The 15,608-nt window shown below is 75.0% G+C and carries 12 protein-coding genes and 1 riboswitch; of the genes, 5 read left to right on the top strand and 7 right to left on the bottom strand.

Going from position 1 to position 15,608, the window contains the following annotated elements; all coding sequences use genetic code 11:
- Nucleotides 1–2 precede the first annotated feature (2 nt).
- From ACIQIB_RS12560 to ACIQIB_RS12550, 3 genes are all read left to right on the top strand, one after another.
- Nucleotides 3–1,325, top strand: a complete 1,323-nt coding sequence (locus ACIQIB_RS12560) for an MFS transporter (RefSeq protein ID WP_400653949.1) — start codon at nt 3–5, stop codon at nt 1,323–1,325.
- Complete coding sequence (locus tag ACIQIB_RS12555) at nt 1,322–2,356, top strand: TolB-like translocation protein (protein ID WP_363607984.1); 1,035 nt, start codon at nt 1,322–1,324, stop codon at nt 2,354–2,356. The genes ACIQIB_RS12560 and ACIQIB_RS12555 overlap by 4 nt, the downstream gene beginning before the upstream one ends.
- A gap of 208 nt (nt 2,357–2,564) precedes the next feature.
- Nucleotides 2,565–3,389: a hypothetical protein gene (locus ACIQIB_RS12550; protein ID WP_400757775.1), complete on the top strand. Its 825-nt coding sequence runs from the start codon at nt 2,565–2,567 to the stop codon at nt 3,387–3,389.
- 98 nt (nt 3,390–3,487) lie between these two features.
- Here the strand turns inward: ACIQIB_RS12550 and ACIQIB_RS12545 are convergent, their stop codons facing one another.
- The 7 genes from ACIQIB_RS12545 to ACIQIB_RS12515 all read right to left on the bottom strand — a co-directional run bounded on the left by ACIQIB_RS12545 (nt 3,488) and on the right by ACIQIB_RS12515 (nt 12,188).
- Nucleotides 3,488–4,408, bottom strand: coding sequence for a hypothetical protein (locus ACIQIB_RS12545; protein ID WP_400757774.1), 921 nt, complete (start codon nt 4,406–4,408; stop codon nt 3,488–3,490).
- A gap of 60 nt (nt 4,409–4,468) precedes the next feature.
- A complete protein-coding gene (locus tag ACIQIB_RS12540) occupies nt 4,469–5,284 on the bottom strand; it encodes a serine hydrolase (protein WP_400653956.1) in 816 nt (271 codons plus the stop codon).
- A gap of 267 nt (nt 5,285–5,551) precedes the next feature.
- On the bottom strand, nt 5,552–6,925 hold the full coding sequence (locus tag ACIQIB_RS12535) for a cobyrinate a,c-diamide synthase (RefSeq protein ID WP_400757773.1): 1,374 nt from the start codon (nt 6,923–6,925) through the stop codon (nt 5,552–5,554).
- A gap of 10 nt (nt 6,926–6,935) precedes the next feature.
- Nucleotides 6,936–7,541, bottom strand: coding sequence for a cob(I)yrinic acid a,c-diamide adenosyltransferase (gene cobO / locus ACIQIB_RS12530; protein ID WP_363607981.1), 606 nt, complete (start codon nt 7,539–7,541; stop codon nt 6,936–6,938).
- Between the two features lie 5 nt (nt 7,542–7,546).
- Nucleotides 7,547–9,661, bottom strand: a complete 2,115-nt coding sequence (locus ACIQIB_RS12525; RefSeq protein ID WP_400757772.1) for a putative cobaltochelatase — start codon at nt 9,659–9,661, stop codon at nt 7,547–7,549.
- On the bottom strand, nt 9,658–11,202 hold the full coding sequence (locus ACIQIB_RS12520) for a cobyric acid synthase (protein WP_400757771.1): 1,545 nt from the start codon (nt 11,200–11,202) through the stop codon (nt 9,658–9,660). Before ACIQIB_RS12520 ends, ACIQIB_RS12525 begins: the two co-directional genes overlap by 4 nt.
- Complete coding sequence (locus tag ACIQIB_RS12515) at nt 11,199–12,188, bottom strand: cobalamin biosynthesis protein (protein ID WP_400757770.1); 990 nt, start codon at nt 12,186–12,188, stop codon at nt 11,199–11,201. Before ACIQIB_RS12515 ends, ACIQIB_RS12520 begins: the two co-directional genes overlap by 4 nt.
- Nucleotides 12,189–12,286: 98 nt before the next feature.
- Nucleotides 12,287–12,451: riboswitch (cobalamin riboswitch) on the bottom strand.
- A 280-nt stretch (nt 12,452–12,731) separates the two neighbouring features.
- Between ACIQIB_RS12515 and ACIQIB_RS12510 the strand changes: the two genes are divergently transcribed.
- Together ACIQIB_RS12510 and ACIQIB_RS12505 are read left to right on the top strand one after the other, a co-directional pair.
- Entirely contained in the window at nt 12,732–13,847 is a 1,116-nt protein-coding gene (locus ACIQIB_RS12510; RefSeq protein ID WP_400757769.1) for an alpha/beta hydrolase family protein, read from the top strand.
- Nucleotides 13,848–14,277: 430 nt separating this feature from the next.
- The gene (locus tag ACIQIB_RS12505; protein ID WP_400757768.1) at nt 14,278–15,552 is read left to right on the top strand and encodes a hypothetical protein; all 1,275 of its coding nucleotides are present in this window, start codon (nt 14,278–14,280) and stop codon (nt 15,550–15,552) included.
- Nucleotides 15,553–15,608 lie beyond the last annotated feature (56 nt).

The following is a 15,608-nucleotide window of genomic DNA, read 5'->3' as shown; positions in this document are numbered from 1 at the left end:
CCGTGTACGTCGCGGAATCCCGCGGTTCCAAGGCCCCCTCCGCCCCGGCCGACCGGCCGGGGCGGAGGGGGGCCGCCGCCGTGCCCGGCACCGTGCTGGTCCTGGGCACCGTCAGCCTGGTCACCGACGTCTCCTCCGAGATGGTCAGCGCCGTCCTGCCGCTCTACCTGCTCACCGGGCTCGGCCTCTCCCCGCTCGGCTTCGGCCTGCTGGACGGCATCCAGAACGGGTTCAGCGCGCTGGTCCGGCTGGCCGGCGGCCATCTCGCCGACCGGCGCGGCGCGGACGGCGCGGCCCGGCACAAGGCGGTCGCGGCGGTCGGCTACGGCCTGTCGGCGCTCTGCAAACCGCTGCTGCTGCTCGTCCACACCGTGCCGCTGATCGGTGCCGTGCTCGCCGTCGACCGCACCGGCAAGGGTCTGCGCACCGCGCCCCGGGACGCGATGATCTCGCTGGCGACCCAACCCGAGCACCGGGGGCGGGCGTTCGGCGTCCACCGGGCGATGGACACGGCGGGCGCGCTGCTCGGACCGCTCACCGCGTTCCTGGTGCTGCGCCTCGCCGGCGGCCCGCTGCTCGCCGACGGCGGCGAACGGCACGGCTACGACGCGGTGTTCGCGGTCAGTGCCTGTGTGGCGGTGCTCGGGGTGCTGGTCCTGCTGCTGTTCGTGCCGAACCGGCAGCAGGCTGACGCAGCGTCAACTACCGCTCCCTCGCTGCGTGAAGGCCTCGCCCTGCTGCGGAGGCCCGCGCTGCGCCGGCTGGCGCTCTGCGCGGTGCTGCTCGGGCTGACCACCGTCAGTGACTCCTTCCTCTATCTGCTGGTGCAGCGCAGGCTAGGCCTCGCCACCGACCTCTTCCCGCTGCTGCCGCTCGGCACGGCCGCCGCCTTCCTGCTGCTCGCCGTCCCGCTCGGGGCGCTCGCCGACCGGATCGGCCGCCGCCGGCTCTTCCTGGCCGGGCACGGCCTCCTGCTGCTCGCGTACGGGCTGCTGCTCTCGCCGCTGGACGGGCTGCCCGCGGTGCTCGGCGTGCTGGTGCTGCACGGCGCGTTCTACGCGGCGACCGACGGTGTGCTCGCCGCCGCCGCGGCCGACGCGGTGCCGGCCGAACAGCGTGGCGCCGGGCTCGCCCTGGTCGGCACCGGGCAGGCGCTCGCCCGGTTCGCCTGCTCGCTGGTGTTCGGTGCCCTGTGGAGCGCGGTGGGCGGCACCGCCGCGCTGGCCTGGTCGGCGGTCGCGCTGGCCGGGTGCGTGCTCGGGGCGGCCTTCGTGCTCCGTGACGCCCGGCCCGGCGCCGGATCCGACTCCGAGGTGCTCTCATGACCCGACTCCCCGGCCGTACCAGGGTGCTGATCCTGCTGGTGGCCGTCCTGCTGCTCGGCGCGGTCGGCACCGGCGCCGTGCTGTACGCCGCCGACCGCTCGGCCCGCCGGGACCAGGCGCAGCCCGGCGGGCCGGTCGTCACCACCGGCCCGGTCTCGCTCGGCCGACCCTCCGACGGACGGCAGCTGGTGTTCCGCAACCTCGCCTGGGGGCCGCACCGCGACGAGCTCGCCACCGTCCCCGCCGACCACCCCGACGGCCCGCGCACCGCCTCCGGCGTCCAGTGCCTGCGCTTCTACGCGGCGGCCGGGACGGGCGTCTGCCTCCAGGCCGAGCGCGGGACGCTGCAGGACAGCTACCGGGCCGTCCTGCTCGACGACCACCTGCGCGAACTCCGCTCCTTCCCGGCCGCCGGCATCCCGACCCGTTCCCGGGTCTCACCCTCCGGCCACCTCGCCGCCTGGACGGTCTTCGTCAGCGGGGACTCCTACGCGGGTACCGACTTCTCCACCCGGACCTCGATCGTCGACGTCCGCGACGGGAACCTCCGGGACAACCTGGAGACCTTCGACGTGATCAAGGACGGCCACCCGTACCAGGCGCACGACGTCAACATCTGGGGGGTCACCTTCGCCGACGACGACCTCTTCTACGCCACCCTGGCCACCGGCGGCCAGACCTACCTCGTCCGCGGCGACCTCGCCGCCCGCCGCCTCACCACCCTCCACCAGAACGTCGAGTGCCCCTCGCTCTCCCCGGACGGCACCCGGATCGCGTACAAGCGGCGCGTCCCCGGCCTGCCCGAGGACGCGCCCTGGCGGCTCTACGTGCTCGACCTCGCCACCATGACCGAGACCGCCACCGCCGAGCAGCGCAGCATCGACGACCAGGCGGTCTGGTCGGACGCCTCGACCCTGCTCTACGCGCTTCCCGGCGACTTCGGGGCGGATCTGTGGACCGTTCCGGCGGACGGAACCGGGCAGTCCCGGCGGGTGCTCGAAGCGGCGGTGGCTCCGGCCTACCCCGGCTGACCGGGCCGATCGGTACGACCCGGAACTTCGAGCGGCCGGTCCACGTCGAGCACTGCGAGAGCGATGCGAGAACATGGCGGCCGGGCCGACGGCACGGTGAGTGCCTCGGGCGTGCCGACAGGGCGGGGGATCGGGAGCGGTGAAGGAAGCGGAACGGCCGGGCGGAGCGCGCACGGGCGGGCTGTCGGGAGGGGCGCCGGGCGAGCGGATGCCCAGCGACTCCTGGCCGGCGCTGCACGGGCGCCCGGTGCTGCGGCGCACGGTCGCGGTGGGGCTGGTGCTCTGCGTGGCGGTCGCGGCGGCGCTGATGGTCCGGGGCGTCAACGCGCTGACGCTCGGACGGGAGACGCCCGAGACCGACCGCGACCGCGCCGAACTGCTGGCCGGTCTGCATCCGTCCCAGCACCCGGGCGCGGGGCCGTACTACGTGCCCGTCGGGGCGGTGTACACGCGCACCGCGGACGGCGTTCCGGTGGCCTATCTGCACTACCGGCTCGGCGGCGGCCGGAACGTCGGGGTCGGCGACTTCCTGCGGACCTACGACCTGCCCGCCCCCGGCCCCAGCGCGCCGCTGCCGCCCGACCTGGCGGAGGCCCTCGGCGGCGACGAACCGGCCGAGGCGCCGGAACTGCCGGAGCCGCGCACCGACCTGCCGTCGTCCGCCCCCGACGCCCCGCCGGACCCGGCGCCCACGGCGGCGGTACCGGCGGCCGCGCCCGGCAGCGCGTCCGACACCGGGCCCGTCGTCTCCCCGGCCCCGCCCGGCCTCCAGGCCGAGGGCGCGGGCCCGAGCGAGTGCGCGGGCGAGGACGGCGAGGGGAGCGGGGACGAGGAGACGGAGCCGTGCGGGGCGACGCAGACCCCCGCCCCGGCCACGCCCGAGCCCGTCCCGGCTCCGACCGCGACTCCCGCCCCGACCCCCACCCCGGCACCCCCGGACGCCCGCCCGACCACCGGCCGCCGGATCTACGTCGCCACCGTCCCCGGAGGCCTGCCGGGTGCCGCCGACATCTACGTCCGCGCCACCGGCTGAGGGGGACCCTTCCCTCAACCCGGCTGCCACCCGAGGACCGGCAACGCCTGGCGCAGCAGGCCGCCGATGGAGATCACTCGGTAGCTGAAACGGGCTGCTCAGGACACATCGCGATCGATGGTGAACGCCATGACGCTTCCGGGCTGGAGAGGGAACGGGAGCTGGATCAGGCCGGCCGAGTTGTTGAACGGCGCGGGGAAGGTGGCCCGGACGCTGGCACCGTGGGCAGCGCCGAGCGCGCTGATCTCCGACGCGTTGATACTCAGGCGGGTCGGCCTGAGCGCCGGGTCGATGACGAGCCGGTACTCGGCGTCGGTGACGTGGCGGAACACCTGAGCCTGGACACGGATCCTTCGATCGTTGCCCACGTACTTGCGCGCGGTGATGCTCAACTCGACGAGATGACCCACTGTTACCTGGGCGTCGTGCGGTACCGAGAACTGGTCGATCCTGGCTCTTCCTCCGGAGACTGTCTCGTGAGTCGGAGGCTTGCGCTCCAAGTCCCTGTTGTCCACGCGGACCGCCCCGATGGTGAAAATTTCGGGGTCGTCCGGGTCCAGGTTGTCGTCGATCATCCAACGCAACAGGCACTCCGGTCCAGTGAAACCATCCAGACCGGCGTCATCGTTGGAGGCCAGGCACGCGATGGTCACCGTCTTGGGGAGGGTCTCGATCCGGTAGGAGATTCGGAAGCTCTGATAGACGTAGTCGGGGTGAGAGTCGCCTGTCGGCGGAGGTGAGAGCAGACAGTCGTATCGATAGGCGGACAGTGCCCCGGAGAACAGCGGATCGCGCACCGGGCCGAGGACGTCCTGCATGCCGCGAAGCACCGCGCTGTCCACCTGCTCGGTGGTCTCGCGTACCGTGAGCGATCCGATCGCCAGGGTCACCACTGCCGCCGACACGAAGGCGCCGCCGATGAGGCTGAGGACGGTGGCGAGAACCTGCTGGTGGGTCAGCAGTGAAGCGGCCACGACACACGCCAGGCCCGTGGTCAGCGCCAGGACGTTGACCAGCACCAGGACCTTGCGTAGTTGTTGCTCCCGCGACACAGCCATGTGCGACCCCCGCAGGCAGCGTCAGAGCGTTGCCCCGTCTGTGATGATTCGGACGATCCGATCGGAGAGTTCCCCGATCTCCTGCGCCGTGCGAACGTTATCGGACTGACCGTCCGTCAGGAAGACCATGGCGATGGGGGTGTACGGATGCAGAACGATGCCGGCATCGTTGACCACGCCTCGAAGGCTGCCGGTCTTGTGCCGAACCGGGACGTCATCGTCCAGGCGGGAGGGAATCCTGTCGTTCCGCAGGTAGTTGACCAGGTAGCGGCGGAGCGGCTCCAAATGGGGCTTCTGGTCGATGTACTCGATCAACCGCATCATGTCCTCTGCGGTCGTGGTGTTGGCTCGTCCCAGCGGCCCGAGCTCCCGCTCGGAGAAGCCGACCGGAAAGACCGTCGAGTTCAACCGAAGGTTCTTGATCGCGGAGTCGATCCGGTCCTGCCCCAGTACCGAGCGGATGTGCTCGGCTGCCGGGTTATCGCTCGTCACCAGGGAGAGCCCGCACAACTCCCGGATGGTGACGGTCGAATCGGGATCGAACGCCTGTAGCACGCTCGGGTACATCGTGCTGGGCAGATCGCCGATCCGGACGCGTGCGTCCAGATCGAGGTCGCCATGCTCGCCCGACTCGAAGAGGGCGACTCCCAGAATCATCTTCGCGAGGCTTGCCGCGGGCAGTACACGGTCTGCCTGGTGCGCGACGGTGAGTTGGGGGTCACCGAGGGCCTTGACCAGGACGCTGCGCACCCCCGCGCCGTTGCCGCCCTGCGCGAACTCCTCGATCTGCGCGGCAATCGCAGCGCGCACTCCCTCGGAACCGACCATCAGGGCCATCCGTTTCTCCCGTAGCGGTTGGTTCAGGCTAACAGTCACCTACCCGGCTGTCGGCCTCACTCACCCTGCTGGACGGGGGAAGTGAAGGACTGCCAAGTCGCCGAGAGGGAGGGGAGAGTCGAGTCCTGAGGTCCTTGAAGCGGCTCCGCTCCATCGCCGTGCGCCCCGACCGTACCTGCCTGGACTGCGGCAAACCGGCTTCGTGGTCGCGGTACTCGACTGCAGCCTCGTTGAGGACGATCACCTGAGCCGGACCATCCCGGGACCCTAACCGTGCGCGGCGGCCGCCGCCGTGAACGAGGCGGCCAGCTGTGGCGATCCGGCCCAGTGCAGGTGCAGGTAGGAGGCGTGCACCTGGCCCGCCCCCGTACCCGTACCCGCGAAGCCCTCGGTGCGCGGGCCGGCCGGCAGCCGCCAGCCCCAGGCCGGCCGCTCGCCCGCGCCGGGCTCGCAGACCGTGCGGTGGAACTCGTGCCCCCGTACCCGGGTGCCGGCCGGGCCGAGCGGCGAGTCGTGCAGCGCCACCGCCTCCCGGTAGCCGAGGGTGAGCCGCTCGGTCATCCGGGCCGCGGTGTCCAGCACGCCGCACATCGGCAGGCCGTCCAGCTCCCGTCCCAGGTACAGCAGTCCGGCGCACTCGGCGGCGATCGGCGCACCCGAGGCGGCGAACGCGGCGATCGCCCCGCGCAGCGCGGTGTTGCCGCTCAGCTCGCGGACGTACAGTTCGGGGAAGCCGCCGCCGATCACCAGCCCCGCCGTGCCCTCGGGCAGCGCGCCGGCGTGCAGCGGGTCGAACGGCACCACCTCGGCGCCGGCGGCGGTCAGCAGTTCGGCGTTCTCGGCGTACGAGAAGGAGAACGCGGCGCCGCCGGCCACCGCGATCCGGGGCGTGCCGGGCACCGGCGCCACCTCGGCGGCCGGGTCCCACGGCGCGTCGTCCAGCGGGGGAGCGGTCCGGGCCAGTGCCAGCACCGCGTCCAGATCGACCGACCGGCCGATCAGTTCGCCCATGTCCGCGACGGCCCGCAGGGCCTCGGCCGAGCGCTCCACGGCCGGGATCAGGCCGAGGTGGCGGGACGGCGTGGCGACCGCCGCCGAGCGGCGCACCGCGCCCAGCACGGGCACGCCGGAGCCCTCCTCCAGGGCCTCGCGCAGCAGGTGCTCGTGCCGGTCGGAGGCGACCCGGTTGAGGATCACCCCGGCGAGGCGGACCTCCGGGTCCCAGGAGGCGAAGCCGTGCACCAGCGCGGCCACCGAGCGGGACTGCGAGGAGGCGTCGACCACCAGCACCACGGGCGCCCGCAGCAGCTTGGCGACGTGCGCGGTGGACGCTAGCTCCCCGCGCCCGGAGGCCCCGTCGAAGAGCCCCATCACGCCCTCGACCACCGCCACGTCCGCCCCGGCCGCGCCGTGCAGGAAGAGCGGCGCGATCCGCTCCGGCCCGCACATGAAGGCGTCCAGGTTGCGGCCCGGGCGGCCGGCGGCCAGGCCGTGGTAGCCCGGGTCGATGTAGTCCGGGCCCACCTTGTGCGGCGAGACCGCCAGCCCACGGGCGGCGAGCGCCGCGATCAGGCCGGTGGCGACGGTGGTCTTGCCCGAGCCGGAGGACGGCGCGGCGACGACGAGACGGGGAATGTTCACGTACCTGCGACTACCACTCGATACCGCGCTGGCCCTTGCGGCCGGCGTCCATGGGGTGCTTGACCTTGGTCATCTCGGTGACCAGGTCGGCGACTTCGGTCAGCGCCTCGGGCGCGTACCGGCCGGTGATGACCACGTGCTGGCTGCCCGGGCGGTCCCTCAGCACCGTCAGCACCTCGTCCACGTCGATCCAGCCCCAGTGCATCGGGTAGGTGAACTCGTCCAGCACGTAGAAGCGGTAGGTCTCGGCGGCCAGGTCGCGCTTGACCTGCTCCCAGCCCTCCTTGGCCGCCGCCTCGCTGTCCATCTCCATCTCGGCGGAGCGCTGCACCCAGGACCAGCCCTCGCCCATCTTGTGCCAGGCCACCGTGCCGCCCTCGCCGGAGGCGCCGAGGACGCGCAGCGCGTTCTCCTCGCCGACCTTCCACTTGGCGGACTTGACGAACTGGAACACCCCGACCGGCCAGCCCTGGTTCCAGGCCCGCAGCGCCATGCCGAACGCGGCCGTGGACTTGCCCTTGCCGGGGCCGGTGTGCACGGCGGTGATCGGCAGCGTACGGCGCTGACGGGTCGTCAGGCCGTCGTCGGGGACGTTCTCGGGCACTCCCTTGGGCATGGGGTTCAGGCCGCCTTTCGCATCGTGGTTGCACGGTTGTCGCGGACGAGCGAGGCCACGCCTTCGGCCCGCAGCTCGTCCAAGGTAACGGCGGAGGCGCCGAGCCGGGCGGCCAGCGTCCGGGCGAGGCCGAGCCGGACGGGGCCGGTCTCGCAGTCCAGCACCACGCTCGCCACGCCCTGGGCGGCGAACAGGGCGGCCGCGCGGTGGGACTGCGCGACGGCGTCCCGGGCGCCGGTGGCGCGGCCGTCGGTCACCACGACCAGCAGCGGACGGCGGTCGGGGTCGCGCATCCGCTCCACCCGCAGCACCTCGTGCGCGCGCAGCAGCCCGGCCGCCAGCGGGGTGCGTCCGCCGGTGGGCAGCGACTCCAGCCGGGCGGCGCCGACCTCGACCGAGGAGGTGGGGGGCAGCGCCAGCTCGGCGGACGCGCCCCGGAAGGTGATCATGCCGATCTTGTCGCGCCGCTGGTAGGCGTCCATCAGCAGCGAGAGCACGGCGCCCTTGACGGCGGTCATCCGCTGCCGGGCCGCCATCGAGCCGGAGGCGTCCACCAGGAACAGCACCAGGTTGGACTCCCGGCCCTGGCGGACCTGTTCGCGGAAGTCGTCCTTGTGCAGCACCAGCGCGCGGGACGCCCGCCCGCGCGCCGCCTGGTGCGGCGCGGCGGCCTGCAGGGTGGCGCTCAGGTGCAGCCGGGCCAGCCGCCCCTGCGGGCGCCGGGCGCGGATGGTGTGGCCGCCGTCGGTCTCGGCGGGGGAGCGGCGGCCCTGGGCCCCGCGCCCGGTGCCGTCCACCTTGAACAGCCTGGTCCGGTACGGCTCCCCGGCGGCCACCGGCGCGGACTCGCGCGCGGGGGCGGGGTGCTGTGCGGGCACGGGCGCCTGCTCGGGCGTCTGCTCCGGGGCCGGTCCGGGTTCGGGGGCGGGTGCCTCGGCGCCGGGCGCGTCCGGGCCGGTCGGCCCGGTCGGCTCGGGTGCGCCGCCACCGCCGTCGGGGCCGCCCCCGTCCGGACCGCCGTCCGGGTCGGGTCCGTCGCCCTCGGGGCCGCCCTCGGGCCCGTCCTCCGGCTGCGGCTCGGGCTGCGACGCGGGCTCGGGCTCCGGGTCGGCGTGTTCCTCCAGGGTCCGGTCGAGCTGCTCCTCGTCCAGGCCGGGCGCGTCGAACGGGTTGCGCCGGCGGCGGTGCGGCAGGGCCAGCCGGGCGGCCTTGCGGACGTCCTCCTCCAGCACCTCCGTCCGGCCCGCCCAGGCGGCCAGCGCGACGGCGGTACGGGCCATCACGATGTCCGCCCGCAGCCCGTCCACCTCGAACGCCGCGCAGACGGCGGTGATCTGACGCAGCGCCACATCGGCCAGTTCGACCTTGGGCAGCAACTCCCGTGCGGTGGTGATCCGTTCGGCGAGCGCCCGCTCGTCCTCGGCGAACCGGGCGGCGAACCCGGCCGGGTCGGCGTCGTACGCCAGGCGGCGGCGGACCACCTCGGCGCGCTCCGCCGGGTCGCGGGTGGCGGCGATCTCCACGGTCAGGCCGAACCGGTCGAGCAGCTGCGGGCGCAGCTCGCCCTCCTCCGGGTTCATCGTGCCGACCAGCAGGAACCGGGCCGCGTGCCGCACCGAGACGCCCTCGCGCTCCACGTAGGAGCGGCCCATCGCGGCGGCGTCCAGCAGTAGGTCCACCACGTGGTCCTGGAGCAGGTTGACCTCGTCGATGTAGAGCACGCCCCGGTGCGCCCGCGCCAGCAGCCCCGGCTCGTACGCCTTGACGCCCTCGGCGAGCGCCCGTTCGAGGTCCAGCGAGCCGACGATCCGGTCCTCGGAGACGCCGACCGGCAGCTCGACCAGCTGGGCCGGACGGCCGGAGGCCGTGGCGCCGGCGTGCGCGCCGTCCGGGCACTGCGGGTCGGGCGCGGCCGGGTCGCAGGCGAAGCGGCAGCCGTCGACGGTGGCGATGGACGGCAGCAGGCCGGCCAGCGCGCGCACCATGGTCGACTTGGCGGTGCCCTTCTCGCCGCGCACCAGCACGCCGCCGACGGCCGGGGAGACCGCGTTGAGCAGCAGTCCGAGCCGCAGGTCGGCCATACCGACGATCGCGGTGAAGGGGTAGCGGACGTCACTCATGCCTTGTCGGCCTCCTCAGGCGCTCCGGGCGGCAGGAACGGCAGCGACCCCGCGGCCGGCACCCCGCCCTCGATCAGCTTCCACAGCGCGTCGGTGTCCGCGTGCTCCTCGATCAGGTCCCCCAGCCGGTCCAGCCGGGCCTCGCGCGCCGCGGCGAACGAGGTGTCCGGCGCGGGAACGAACGCCCGGCCGGCCAACTCGGCGGTCTCGCGCAGCAGTTCGCGACGGAACCCGTCGTTCTCCAGTGCGCCGTGCCAGGTCGTGCCCCAGACCGCGCCCACCCGGCAGCCGTCCAGAGCGCGGCCCCGGCCGTCGGAGAAGAAGGGGTCTCCCCCCTCGACGGCCACCACACCGTGATGGATCTCGTACCCCTCGACCCGCTGCCCGTACGCCTCGCCGACCGGACGGCCGAGCACCTTCGCGGCCCCGAACCGGACACGCGTCGGCAGCAGCCCGAGCCCGGCCACCTCGCCGGCCCCGGACTCGACCTCGTCCACGATGCCGCGCGCCAGCATCTGGTAGCCGCCGCAGACACCGAGAACCGGCCGCCCGGCGGCGGCCCGTGCCTTCAGGGCCGGCTCCAGACCACGTTCGCGCAGCCAGGCCAGGTCGGCGACGGTGGCCCGGGTGCCGGGCAGGATCACCAGGTCGGCGTCGGCCAGCTCCTCGGGCCGGGTGGCCCAGCGGACCAGCACCCCGGGCTCCTGCACCAGCGCGTCCACGTCGGTGAAGTTGGACAGCCTCGGGAAGCGCACCACGGCCACCCGCAGCACGTCCGCGCCGACCGGCCCGCGGTTTTCGGCGCGGTCCACCACGGTGGACAGGTCCAGCGAGTCCTCGGCGTCCAGCCAGAGCCCGGGCAGCATCGGCAGGGTGCCGAGCACCGGGCGGCCGGTCAGCCGGTCCAGCATCTCCAGCCCGGGCGCCAGCAGCCGGGCGTCGCCCCGGAACTTGTTGACGAACCAGCCCGTCACATGGCGCTGGTCCTCGGCGGACAGCAGCGCCAGCGTCCCGTACATGGCGGCGAACACCCCGCCGCGGTCGATGTCCCCGACCACCACCACCGGCAGCCCGGCGGCGGTGGCCAGACCCATGTTGGCGATGTCCCGGTCGCGCAGATTGATCTCGGCGGGCGACCCGGCCCCCTCGCAGACCACCACGTCGTAGCGGCTGCGCAGGTCCGCCAGGCACTCCAGGGCCCGCTCCAGCAGCACCGGCTTGCGCTCGCGGTAGTCCAGCGCGCCCACCTCGGCGACCGGGCGGCCGAGCAGCACGACCTGGCTGCGGCCGTCCGCGCCCGGCTTGAGCAGCACCGGGTTCATCGCCGCCTCGGGCTCCACCCGGGCCGCCTGCGCCTGCATCGCCTGGGCGCGGCCGATCTCGGCGCCGCCGGCGGTGACGAAGGAGTTCAGCGACATGTTCTGCGCCTTGAACGGCGCCACCCGGACACCCTGCCGGGCCAGCCAGCGGCAGATGCCCGCGGTGACCACGGTCTTGCCGGCGTCCGAGGTCGTCCCGGCGACCAGCAGTGCGTTGCTCATGCGCTCCTCCTCTTCTTCCGTCCCAGGACGGTCCGGCTTCCTGTGGCGGCCCGGACCGCCGCGTGCCCGGCGACGGCCGTGCCCAGGGCCAGCAGGCCCACCCGGCGGGAGAGCCGGCAGGCCCGCTCGATGTCGTCCACCGTCACCGGCCGCAGTTCGCCGCCCAGCACCGGCCGGTGCTCCACCCGCTCCCCGTACGCGAGGGTGCCGCCCAGCCGCACGCCGACCGCGCCCGCGAACGCGGACTCGGCCTGGCCCGCGTTGGGGCTCGGGTGCGCGGAGCCGTCCCGGCGCCAGATCCGCCAGGCCGTCCGGGGCTCGGGCGCGGCGGCCACGGTGAGCAGCGCGGTCAGCCGGGCGCCCGGCCAGCCCGCCACGTCGTCCAGCCGGGCCGAGGCCCAGCCGAACCGGGCGTAGCGCGGCGAGCGGTGGCCGACCATCGCGTCCAGCGTGTTGACGGCGCGGAACGCCAGCAGCCCGGGCGTGCCCGCGAGCGCGCCCCAGACCAGGGCGTTCACCACGGCGTCGGCGGTGTTCTCGGCGACCGACTCGACCACCGCGCGGGCGATCTGCTGCTCGTCCAGCGCGCTCGGGTCGCGCCCGCACAGATGCGGCAGCCGTTCCCGGGCCGCCGTCAGATCGCCCGCGGCGAGCGAGCGGCCGATGGTCCTGGCCTCCCGGGTGAGCGAGGTGCCGCCGAGCACCGTCCAGGTCGCGGCGGCGGTCAGCGCGGCGCGGCCGAGCGGCCGCCGGCCCAGGGCGCGTTCGGCGGCCACCGCCCCGGCCGCGACGGTGCCCACGCAGAGCGCGGTGTAGGCGGTGCCGACGGCGCGGTCGTCGCGCCAGAGCGTCTTCTCCAGCCGGCCCGCCGCGCTGCCGAAGGCGGCCACCGGGTGGCCGCGCCGGGGATCGGCGAAGCGGGCGTCGGCGAGATGTCCCGCGACGGCGCCCAGCGCGAAGGCGGCCGCGCGGGTCAGCGGGCGCACGGCGAAGGGCGGCAGAGGGGGCGGGCGGTCGGGGCAGCCTGCATCGCGTGCGTGTCCTCACTCAGGGTCCGCGCCCTGGATCGACGTACCGGCGGCGAGAGTCTCCTGGCTTCCGGGTCCGACACACCCCCGGAGCCTCCAGCGGCTTCTGACGGCCCGCCGATGGGCCCCTCCTGCCTGTTGGCGGGCAAGGAGGGAATTGATCCGAGCGTGCTCCCCGGTGACAGTGGCGGGACCGCGCCGGACTCGCACCGGCTTCCTCTGCATGCCTCCGTTTGGCTGAAGGATCCCATCACGCGGCCGAACCGGGAGTCAACCAAGGTCACGGAGGGGTTGGTCACACGGCCCGCCCGCGCGCCGCCTCCGCGGGTCGGTGTCGCGGGGGTGCGGAGAGGGCGCGATCGCCCGGCCGCAGGTGGAGGCCGCGGCCCCCGCTGTCCCGTCCGGCGTGACACCCGGTCGGCCCATGCCCGGTGGCCCCGGTCCGGTCCCGCGAGTGGACTGGTGGGTGCCCAGTCCGCGATCAACAGAGCGGGGAGCGATATGCGTTGGGGAACCGCGGCCGCCGTGGCGGCCGCCGCCGTCGGCACCGGGGCCGCCGTACTGCTGGCCGGGCGCAGGGCCGTCCGGCGGATGCTCCACCCGGCGGCCGTTTCCCGGCCGCAGGCGGGCCCCGTCACGGTGCGGAGCCTGGCCGTCGGGCGGGCCACCTTCACCCGCAGCCCGGAGAGCACCCGCCCCGGCCGCTGGGCCGTCGAGTGGGACGAGGGCGGCCACGCGGTGGTCGACGAGATCCTGCACGCCGACGAACAGGGCGTCACCCGCCGACTGGTCCGCGCCGACCGGGGCGCCCTGACGCCCGGCACCGAGGTCCGCTTCACCCCCCGGGTCCACCTCGGCGACCCGACCGGCGCGCTCGGCCTGCCCTACGCCGAGACCGCCGCCGAGGGTGAGCTGGGCGCCCTGCCCGCCTGGCGGCTCGACGGCAAACGCGGCACCTGGGTGATCCTGGTGCACGGCCCGGGCGCCGACCGGCAGCAGACGCTCCCGGTGCTGCCCGTGCTGCACCGTCTCGGTCTGCCCGCCCTCGCCGTCACCTACCGGGGAGACCGGGGCGCGCCGGCCGCGCCGGACGGCCTCGACGACTTCGGCGAGACCGAGTGGCGGGACGTCGAGGCGGCAGTGCGGCTGGCCCTGGACAGCGGCGCCGGCCGGGTCGTCCTACACGGCTGGTCGCTCGGCGCCACGATGGTGCTGCAGACCGCCGCCCGGTCCGCCTGGACCTCGGCGATCAGCGGCCTGGTACTGGACTCCCCGGTGCTCGACCGGCCGGTCTTCGCCCGCCGGGGCGCCACCCGGGCCGGGTTCGGCCGTACGGCCGCCGGGCCGGGCGCGCTCGCCGCCGAGGGCCGGACCGGGGTGGACCTGGCCGACTTCGCGCGGCTCGCCGAGGGCACCGACCTGCGGGTGCCCACCATGGTGCTGCACAGCCCCGACGACCCGGTGGCGCCCTGGCGGGCCGCCGCCCGGCTCGCCGACCGCCGCTTCGACCTGGTCAGCCTCCAGGCCTTCCCCGGCGCCGACCACGCCGCCCTCTGGAACGCCGACCCCGACCGCTATGAAGAGCTGTTGCGCCGCTGGCTCACGCCGTTGCTCTGACGACGGCTCCGGCCGGCCGTCCGGCAGCTTCCTCCGGCCCGGCCGGCCGACCGCTCTGACCTGGCGTGTTCGCGTCATGCAGATCCGGCCAGGCGGTTTGGCCTCTGTTGCCCGATCTTGTCGACCCGCCGCGACCGCCCTTCCGGAGTCCGTGGCCAACCGGATGTGACAGAAGGCCGGTACAAGGGGAAGACTGCTCGACGTGACGTCTCGGAACCCGCGCGACCGTGATGCCCCGCTCCCGCCGACGATCGGTACCGGTGCGACGGTGACCCGTCTCCCCGGAACGGCCCACCGCCCCGCCGGCATCAGGCCGGGCGCTCCCGGCGTACCCCGCCGACGAGGCCCCGCACCCGCTCCCGGCCGAGGCCGGGTCCCCGTACCGGAGGGCTTCCCGGCCCCCGCCGAGCTCGCTCCGCTGGCCCGTCGGATGCTCGTCGACGCCGTCCGGATCGCCCGCTGGGCCGGCGAACTCTCCGAGGTCGACAAGCGCGGCGAACTGCTCCCCGAGGACGCCCGCGCCGCCGGCCGGGCACTCGCCATGACGGTGGGCGCCGCGGCCCGGGCCTGGGGCCAGGCCCTGCTGGTCGGCCTGGTCGAGGCCAGGGACGGCGGCGCCGCCCCCGGCTGGCGCCTGCACGCCTGGGAGCACGACGACGAGGCCGTGGTCCGCGGCTGGTCGGCGCTGTTCGACGCCTGGACGCTGCTCGCCCCCGTCCCGCCCGCCGCGCTGCGCGGCGTCTTCGCGGTGCTCGCCGGGCAGGCCGTCGACCAGGCACCACAGCTGCTCTCCTTCCTGCACCTGGTGGCCGGCCCGGTCGCCGACAGCGAACTGCTGGAGCTGCTGCGCCGGGGCCTGGACGAGCGCCGGGTCGGCGGTGGCGCCGGTGCGCTGGGCCTCTCGCCCATCCCGCACGCCGCCTCCGCCGTGTCCGCCGTCCGCGGCACCTGCCGCGAGCCGCAGATCGACACCCCGGCCGCGCCGTCCGACGTCGCCGCCGTCCTGGACTGGATGCTGGACGGCCTGGCCGCCGTCGGCGCCGTGGTCCGCCGGGACGAGGCCGCCGAACTCTCGCCGCTCGGGCACTGGGCGGTGCGGGCCAAGCTGGAGGAGATCTGCACCGTCGCGCAGACCGCCGCCGGCCACATCGAGCAGAGCGCCTTCGAACTGCTCAACGCCTGCGCCGACTACTCGCCGGGCCCGGCCCGGGCCGAGTTCCGCGCCTGGGTCGCCGCCCGTCCGGCCGACCGGGCCGTGGCCGAGCTGCTGGACGCCGCCCAGGGCGACGACGCGCTGGTCCGCGGCCTGGCCTTCGAGGCGCTCCGGGTGGCCGGCAGCACCGCCGAACAGGCCGTCCGCGCCGCGGTGGACGAGCCGGTGCTGCGCCCGTACGCGCTGCTCTGGCTGGCCGAGCAGTCGGACGAGGGGGTCTCCCCGGCCGATGTGCTGGGCGCGGAGGACGCCGCCTGGCTCTGGGTGGACACCGCCGCCGCCGTACTCGACCACGGGGAGACGGATCTGCTGGTCGGCCATGTCGAGGGCGCCTCGGCGGGTGACCCGGTCCGGCTGTTCGCCCGCGCCAGGCAGTCCAGGCACCCCCGGGCCGCCTCGGTGCTGACCGCCGTCTCCGGTGTCCACCCGGACCCGGGCGTGGCCCGCGCGGCCCGCCGTTCGGCGTTCAGCGTCCACCGCGGCGGGGCGTAACCCGGCCGGCGGTCCCCAGGCTCCAGGGCTCAGGGCCCAGGACATGACGGAGGGCC

Source organism: Kitasatospora sp. NPDC092286, from assembly GCF_044755565.1.
GTDB lineage: Bacteria > Actinomycetota > Actinomycetes > Streptomycetales > Streptomycetaceae > Kitasatospora.
Note: the sequence above shows the minus strand (reverse complement) of the source record. Positions and strands in the feature narration are given on the sequence as shown.

Excerpts from the sequence above, each read along its gene's own strand:
- ACIQIB_RS12510 (WP_400757769.1), top strand. The coding sequence starts at position 12,732 with ATGCGTTGGGGAACCGCGGCCGCCGTGGCGGCCGCCGCCGTCGGCACC.
- cobO (WP_363607981.1), bottom strand. The coding sequence starts at position 7,541 with ATGCCCAAGGGAGTGCCCGAGAACGTCCCCGACGACGGCCTGACGACC.
- ACIQIB_RS12520 (WP_400757771.1), bottom strand. The coding sequence starts at position 11,202 with ATGAGCAACGCACTGCTGGTCGCCGGGACGACCTCGGACGCCGGCAAG.
- ACIQIB_RS12540 (WP_400653956.1), bottom strand. The coding sequence starts at position 5,284 with ATGGCCCTGATGGTCGGTTCCGAGGGAGTGCGCGCTGCGATTGCCGCG.
- ACIQIB_RS12555 (WP_363607984.1), top strand. The coding sequence starts at position 1,322 with ATGACCCGACTCCCCGGCCGTACCAGGGTGCTGATCCTGCTGGTGGCC.
- ACIQIB_RS12505 (WP_400757768.1), top strand. The coding sequence starts at position 14,278 with ATGCTCGTCGACGCCGTCCGGATCGCCCGCTGGGCCGGCGAACTCTCC.
- ACIQIB_RS12550 (WP_400757775.1), top strand. The coding sequence starts at position 2,565 with ATGCCCAGCGACTCCTGGCCGGCGCTGCACGGGCGCCCGGTGCTGCGG.
- ACIQIB_RS12525 (WP_400757772.1), bottom strand. The coding sequence starts at position 9,661 with ATGAGTGACGTCCGCTACCCCTTCACCGCGATCGTCGGTATGGCCGAC.